The organism is Vibrio sp. 2092 (genome assembly GCF_033339635.1).
Lineage (GTDB): Bacteria > Pseudomonadota > Gammaproteobacteria > Enterobacterales > Vibrionaceae > Vibrio > Vibrio alginolyticus.
The window spans coordinates 160,729-167,502 of the sequence record NZ_JAWOUY010000006.1 but is presented as its reverse complement, the minus strand read 5'-3'; the positions used below and the strand labels follow the sequence as shown (position 1 = coordinate 167,502).

At 46.6% G+C, this 6,774-nt stretch carries 5 protein-coding genes; all 5 read right to left on the bottom strand.

Going from position 1 to position 6,774, the window contains the following annotated elements:
• Positions 1-373: 373 nt before the first annotated feature.
• The 5 genes from hslU to priA all read right to left on the bottom strand — a co-directional run bounded on the left by hslU (position 374) and on the right by priA (position 6,705).
• Positions 374-1,705, bottom strand: a complete 1,332-nt coding sequence (gene hslU / locus R7P80_RS12810; protein WP_225491716.1) for an HslU--HslV peptidase ATPase subunit — start codon at positions 1,703-1,705, stop codon at positions 374-376.
• A gap of 23 nt (positions 1,706-1,728) precedes the next feature.
• Positions 1,729-2,280 (bottom strand): ATP-dependent protease subunit HslV, encoded by a 552-nt coding sequence (hslV, locus tag R7P80_RS12805; RefSeq protein ID WP_005383176.1) that lies wholly within the window; start codon positions 2,278-2,280, stop codon positions 1,729-1,731.
• A gap of 115 nt (positions 2,281-2,395) precedes the next feature.
• Positions 2,396-2,944, bottom strand: coding sequence for a cell division protein FtsN (gene ftsN / locus R7P80_RS12800; RefSeq protein ID WP_017820300.1), 549 nt, complete (start codon positions 2,942-2,944; stop codon positions 2,396-2,398).
• Between the two features lie 224 nt (positions 2,945-3,168).
• Positions 3,169-4,197 (bottom strand): DNA-binding transcriptional regulator CytR, encoded by a 1,029-nt coding sequence (gene cytR, locus R7P80_RS12795; RefSeq protein ID WP_254901949.1) that lies wholly within the window; start codon positions 4,195-4,197, stop codon positions 3,169-3,171.
• A gap of 303 nt (positions 4,198-4,500) precedes the next feature.
• On the bottom strand, positions 4,501-6,705 hold the full coding sequence (priA, locus tag R7P80_RS12790; protein WP_213869765.1) for a primosomal protein N': 2,205 nt from the start codon (positions 6,703-6,705) through the stop codon (positions 4,501-4,503).
• Positions 6,706-6,774: the final 69 nt, after the last annotated feature.

The following is a 6,774-nucleotide window of genomic DNA, read 5'->3' as shown; positions in this document are numbered from 1 at the left end:
GAACGAGTGTGATTCAGAATCTATCATCCGATTGTGAAGTGTTACGGTGAGAGAGAAAGAATAGGCGTCTGCTGTTACTAGATTCTTAGTCTCGCTTGAGCTCGCTAGAATGACGAGAGCTTTTGATCTAGATGTTGTCTAAGTCACCGTCATTCTGAACAGCGAGGAACGAGTGTGATTCAGAATCTATCATCCGATTGTGAAGTGTTACGGTGAGAGAGAAAGAATAGGCGTCTGCTGTTAGCAGATTATTAGTCTCACTTGAGCTCGCTAGAATGACGAGAACTTTTGATTTAGGTGTTGTCACAGTGGCCGTCATTCTATACAAAAAGCCCAGAAACAAGGTTCTGGGCTTTGGTAAAATAGATTGCGATTAAAGAATAAAGCGGCTTAGATCTTCATCTTCAATTGTGTCGCCTAGGCGCGCTTTCACGTAAGCGGAATCAATAACGAATTTAGCGCCAGATTGCTCCGCTGCGTCGTAAGAGATTTCATCCATTAAGCGTTCCATAACGGTGTGTAAGCGACGAGCACCGATGTTTTCTGTGCTTTCGTTGACCGTCCATGCCGCTTCCGCGATTTGCGTGATGCCGTCTTCTGTGAATTCGATGTCCACATCTTCCGTTTTCATCAACGCAACGTACTGCTCTGTTAGAGAGGCTTTTGGTTCTGTCAGAATGCGTTTGAAGTCGTTGCTGCTTAGTGCTTCTAGCTCAACACGAATTGGTAGGCGACCTTGCAATTCTGGGATCAAGTCAGATGGTTTTGCCACTTGGAATGCACCAGATGCAACAAACAGAATGTGGTCTGTTTTTACCATGCCGTGCTTGGTTGATACCGTGCTGCCTTCAATCAATGGAAGTAGGTCGCGCTGAACACCTTCGCGTGAAACGTCTGGGCCTGAGCTCTCGCCGCGTTTACAGATCTTGTCGATCTCATCGATAAATACGATGCCGTTGTTTTCAACGTTGAAAATCGCTGCTTCTTTTAGCTCTTCTTGGTTTACCAGTTTCGCCGCTTCTTCTTCCGCTAACGCTTTCATTGCGTCTTTGATTTTCAGCTTACGTTTTTTCTTAGTGTCGCCTGCCAGGTTTTGGAACATGCCTTGCAGCTGGTTAGTCATCTCTTCCATACCAGGAGGCGCCATGATCTCTACGCCCATCTGCGGTGCGGCTACGTCGATTTCAATTTCTTTATCGTCTAGTTGGCCTTCACGCAGTTTCTTACGGAAGATCTGGCGAGTGTGAGAAGACTCTTCCGTTTGCTCTGCTTGACCCCAACTATCACGTGCTGGTGGCAGTAGCGCATCAAGAATGCGTTCTTCCGCTTGCTCTTCTGCGCGGAATTTCACTTTCTCCATTGCTTGTTGATGCGTCATTTTCACAGCGACATCGGTTAGGTCACGGATGATGGTTTCAACTTCTTTACCAACGTAACCCACTTCGGTGAATTTTGTCGCTTCAACTTTGATGAAAGGGGCATTTGCCAGTTTTGCGAGGCGTCGTGCGATTTCAGTCTTACCAACACCAGTAGGGCCAATCATCAAGATGTTTTTTGGCGTCACTTCGGCACGCAAGCTTTCTCCAAGCTGCATGCGGCGCCAGCGGTTACGAAGTGCAATCGCAACCGAACGCTTGGCTTTTTCTTGACCGATAATGTGGCGGTTCAATTCATGAACGATTTCGCGAGGCGTCATTTCAGACATATTCTTTCCTTACTTCGTTACGATTACGCGGTTGGTTTTTCAGGCTCTACTGTTGAGTCTAGCTCTTCTACCGTGTGGTGATGGTTAGTGAAGACACAAATATCACCCGCGATATTGAGAGCTTTTTCCGCGATCTCACGAGCATCTAGATCTGTGTTTTCTAGTAGGGCGGTTGCGGCAGCTTGTGCGTAAGCACCACCAGAGCCAATCGCAATCAGGTCGTGTTCTGGCTGTACGACATCACCATTACCGGTAATGATTAACGATGCGGTTTCGTCGGCAACGGCAAGTAAGGCTTCGAGCTTGCGCAAAGCACGATCGCTACGCCAGTCTTTGGCTAGCTCAACTGCCGCTTTGGTTAGGTGACCTTGGTGCATTTGCAGTTTGCTTTCGAAGCGCTCAAAAAGGGTGAAGGCATCCGCAGTACCGCCGGCAAAGCCCGCTAGTACTTGGTTGTTGTATAGGCGGCGAACTTTGCGCGCATTACCTTTCATTACGGTATTGCCTAGAGATACTTGGCCATCACCCGCGATGACGACTTTATTATTTCGACGTACAGATACAATGGTAGTCACAGTCGACCTCTTGATTATTTCTCTTTGGATTTAATTCAGTATATGGGGGAGGAGAAATGGGGATTCAAGGGGGCAAAAAGAAAGGCCCTAGGATCTTAGCTCCTAGGGCCTGAGTTTAAAGATTTTCTTTCCAAATCGCACACGGCTCGATTTTCGCGCGTTGCAGTTTATGACGGTCACGTTCTGCATCACGTTTGAACTTATACGGACCTAGCACTACGCGATACCATGAACTGCCTTCTTTCTTACGAATCTTGCTCGACATCCCTTGGAACGCGATTGCAAGCTTACGCTCTTCGGCTTGTGCCTGGGTTTTGTACGCGCCACACTGCATGATGTAAGGAATTTTAGAAACTTCAATTTCTTTAGCCACAACTTCAACTTCACGTTTCGGTAGTGACTCAACATATTCCCATTTTTCTTCTGGTGGTGGCGGCAAGTCTTTTTTCGGCTTTGGTTTGCTGACAGTGGTTGTTGGCTGCTTCACGACTGGTTGTTTAGGTTCTGGGTCGCTACTCAAAAGGTAAAGACCATAGCCAAAACCGCCCACGAGCAAGATAGCGAGCAGGCCACTGCGCCAAGGTTTTTTTCTTCTCGGCGGCTGTTTTTTTGTCGACTTTTTTGGGGCGCCTCGCCCCCGTCTTACATAATCTCTATTTGCCACGGTTATTTCTGGTCATCAAGGATTCTTGCAAATATGTTAATCCAGAACGAGTTGAGAAAACACCCTATTGATAGAATCTTGATAGCTAAAGCGCGACAACGCCCGAGTGTAGGAGTGTGTTTCTGTTCTCGCTTATATTTATTTGGGGATATACAAAAAGCAGGAGGGGTAAATAAAAAGCGGCGCCTTAGCACCGCTTTGGGGATGAATACCTAATCTTTAGGTTAAGGGCGCTGTGGTGGCGCTGCACTTCCACGAATGACGAGATTAGTTTCAAGCAGACGCGAGCCTGAATGCACGTCGTGGCCTTTTAACATCTCGAGCATCATTAGCATCGCTTGTCGACCAATCTCATAGCGAGGTTGAGAGATGGTGGTCAACGGTGGATCGCAGTACTGAGCGAAGTTAATGTCATCAAAGCCCACAACAGAGAGATCTTGCGGTACTCGTAAGCCAAGCTTTTTCGCTTCTTGAATTGCGCCGATGGCCATTGTGTCACAGTGACAGAAAATAGCCGTTGGTGGTTCTGGCAATTCGAGCAGTTTACGAACGGCTTTTGCTCCGCCATCAAAAGAGAACTCAGTAATGACACTATATTGTGGATCTTTATTGATGCCGGCACGGCGCAGGGCTTGTTGGTAGCCTTGCTGGCGGAACTGACACAATATTGCTGTATCTGGTCCAGAGATTTGAGCAATGCGTTTATGACCTAATTGAGTCAGGTAATTCACCGCTTCAAATGCTGAGGTCAGGTTATCAATATGTACTGTCGGAAGCTCGAGCTCTGGCGCAAATTCACACGCCATTACCATCGGAGGTAAGTTCTTTTGCTCTGGCTTACTGACATCGAATGGTAGATCTGTACCAAGCAGTAGCATTCCATCTGCCTGCTTAGTAAATACGAGGTTAACGAAAGAGCTTTCGCGTTTCTTCTGTTGTCCGCTATCGCCCAGCAGGACTAGATAGCCATGTTCCATGGCTGCATCTTCAATACCGCGAATAATTTCAGAAAAATAAGGATCACAGATGTCGGGAACGATAGTAACAATGGTTTTTGATTCGTTTCTACGTAAGTTACGCGCTAATGAGTTTGGAGAATAACCCGCTTCAAGTACGGCATCTTCTACTCTCTTTCTTGTAGAAGAAGAGACTTTCTCTGGATTCATTAAGGCTCGAGATACCGTAGCCGTAGACACTCCCGCAAGCTGGGCAACATCCTTCATTGTCGCCATAGTTTTTAACCTCTCATTTATTTTTTGCCAAGATGACGTTATTCCGGTTTGAAATCAGAGTAATCAAACCGAGTTAGAGCTGTGTTTGCTCTTCGCTCAGTTCGTGTTGACGAGTGGGAAAATGGATTCTTCACCGCGATATCAATTTGTGGGAATAGTCATTGTTTTAATCTAAGCCTGTGCAAACAAGTCACTTTAGACTTTTCTAATTTGGATAGTCTATTCATTTCTAAAGTGAAAGTTACGGTCTGTTTAACAAAAATTGTAATCTTGGTGTGATTCTGGTCACATTAAATGGTAATTCATTACATAGTTAAACGTTTGCTAGCTGAGATCTTGTGGTTCTATGTCTAAATTCCAGCGCACTTTCTTAGCATTTGGCAACAACTCAATAGCAGGTTTGGCACTGGTTAATAACTTTTGCATCAATGAACGATGCTGAGTTTGCAGTAATAGTTGCCAACGGTATTTACCAGCCCGCTTGGCCAAAGGTGAAGGAGTAGGGCCTAACACCATGCAGGAATCATCGAACAGAGGGTGTGACTCTAACGTAAAGCGAACCTGACGCAGGAAGTCTTCAACTACCTCACTTTGGTTCGCCTCTGCTTTAAACAGAGTCAAGAAACTATAAGGCGGAAGCTGAGCCAATTTGCGTTCTTCCAGAGCAGTCACAGCAAAGTGGCGATAGTCTTTTTGAAGCAGGGCCTGCAGCAAGCTGTGCTCAGGATGGTGGGTTTGTAGGATAACCTCGCCAGGTTTACTTGCGCGGCCGGCACGACCTGCGACTTGAATAAACAACTGCGCTAGTCGCTCGGAAGCGCGGAAGTCACTACTATAGAGAGAGCCATCAACATCCAAAAGAGCAACGAGCGTTACATTTGGAAAATGGTGCCCCTTAGCCAGCATTTGGGTGCCAATCAGAATTTGATGTTCACCTTTACGAATCGATTCAAGGGCATCTTCCAAACTACCTTTGCGACGTGTGCTGTCTCTGTCGATGCGAATGGCGTTGTATTCTGGAAATAACTGAGCCAATTGTTGTTCGAGTTGTTCCGTTCCTACGCCGACGGTAACCAATTGAGTTGAACCACACCCCTGACACTGATGAATTACCGGTTGTTGTGAGCCGCAGTGATGGCAGCGTATTTCGTTGCTGTAATGGTGGAACGTGTAGTACGCATCACAGCGTTTACATTCTGCAATCCAACCGCATTCATGGCACATCAAAGCGGGCGAAAAGCCTCGGCGGTTAAGAAACAACATTACTTGATTGCCAGCTTTTAAATGCTTGCGCATCTCGGCAATCAGTTGGGCAGATAAGCCACTTTCTAAATACTGACCTTTTACATCTAACACTTTATTAGTGGTTGGCACGGCAGAGCCAGCTCGTTGGGTTAGTGTTAAATGGTGATATTTGCCTGACAAGGCATTGTGCAATGTCTCCAGTGCAGGTGTGGCTGAGCCCAGAACAATCGGAACTTGTTCTTTATGAGCGCGCATTACAGCAACATCGCGTGCATGATAACGCAAGCTATCTTGCTGTTTGTAAGAGGTGTCATGTTCCTCGTCCACAATGATAATCCCGAGATCAGCAAAAGGTGCGAGTAGGGCAGAGCGTGTGCCGATAATGATTCCGGCCGCTTTGTCGCGTGCAGAAAGCCACGCATTCAGACGCTCCGTCTCGTTTAACCCGGAGTGGATGACGTCAACTGGCACATTAAAACGGCGTTTAAAGCGGTTGATGGTTTGGGGCGTTAAGCCAATCTCTGGTACTAAAACCAAGGCTTGTTTCCCTTGCTCTAAAACTGGCTTGATAAGGTTGAGGTACACTTCTGTCTTACCTGAGCCCGTGACGCCTTCTAATAAATAGGAGGCAAAACCTGTTTGGCTATTTACACTCGCAATAGCCAGCGCTTGTTCGTGGTTGAGCTTTGGCTTTTCGACGTCGCATTCAACGTGCTGTCCCCACTGGGTGATTACAGGCTTCTTCTCGATACGTTCAATCCAGCCTTTCTCTTCTAAAGACTTTAGTACTGTTGAGGCTATCTCTTGGTCGACAAATTCCTGGTGAGGCAAAGCGCCGTTAACCAACATTTGCAAGACCTTCTGTTGTTTGACCGCTCGACGATCAAGCCCTTGCATCAGCTTGTCTTTACCGGATTCGGTAATTTGCCACTCTTGTAGCGTCGCAAAATCTGCAGGCTTTCCTTTACGTAGAGCTGCTGGCATCGCATTGTGTAGCGTATCTCCAAGTGGGTATTGGTAGAACTGGCTGCACCAAGTCAGCAACGAATAAAGCTTTTCAGACCATATCGGCTGAGAATCAAGAACTGCTTTGATTGGCTTGAGTTGATCTTTGGGAAAGTCCGAGTGATTAACCATCGCGGTGACGATGCCAACTAACGTTTGGCGTCCAAAAGGTACGGAAACGCGTCCACCAATGATCGGAAACAGGTGCCCCGGAATGGCGTAATCAAATTGTTTGTCGAGCGGAACGGGTAATGCCACTCTAGCAATGGTTGGACGCATAAATTCTTAGCTATTAAAAAAGAGGGAAAGGAAATGAGAGTCTATTAAAATCGATATGGAAATTCGAGT

Excerpts from the sequence above, each read along its gene's own strand:
- hslU (WP_225491716.1), bottom strand. The coding sequence starts at position 1,705 with ATGTCTGAAATGACGCCTCGCGAAATCGTTCATGAATTGAACCGCCAC.
- priA (WP_213869765.1), bottom strand. The coding sequence starts at position 6,705 with ATGCGTCCAACCATTGCTAGAGTGGCATTACCCGTTCCGCTCGACAAA.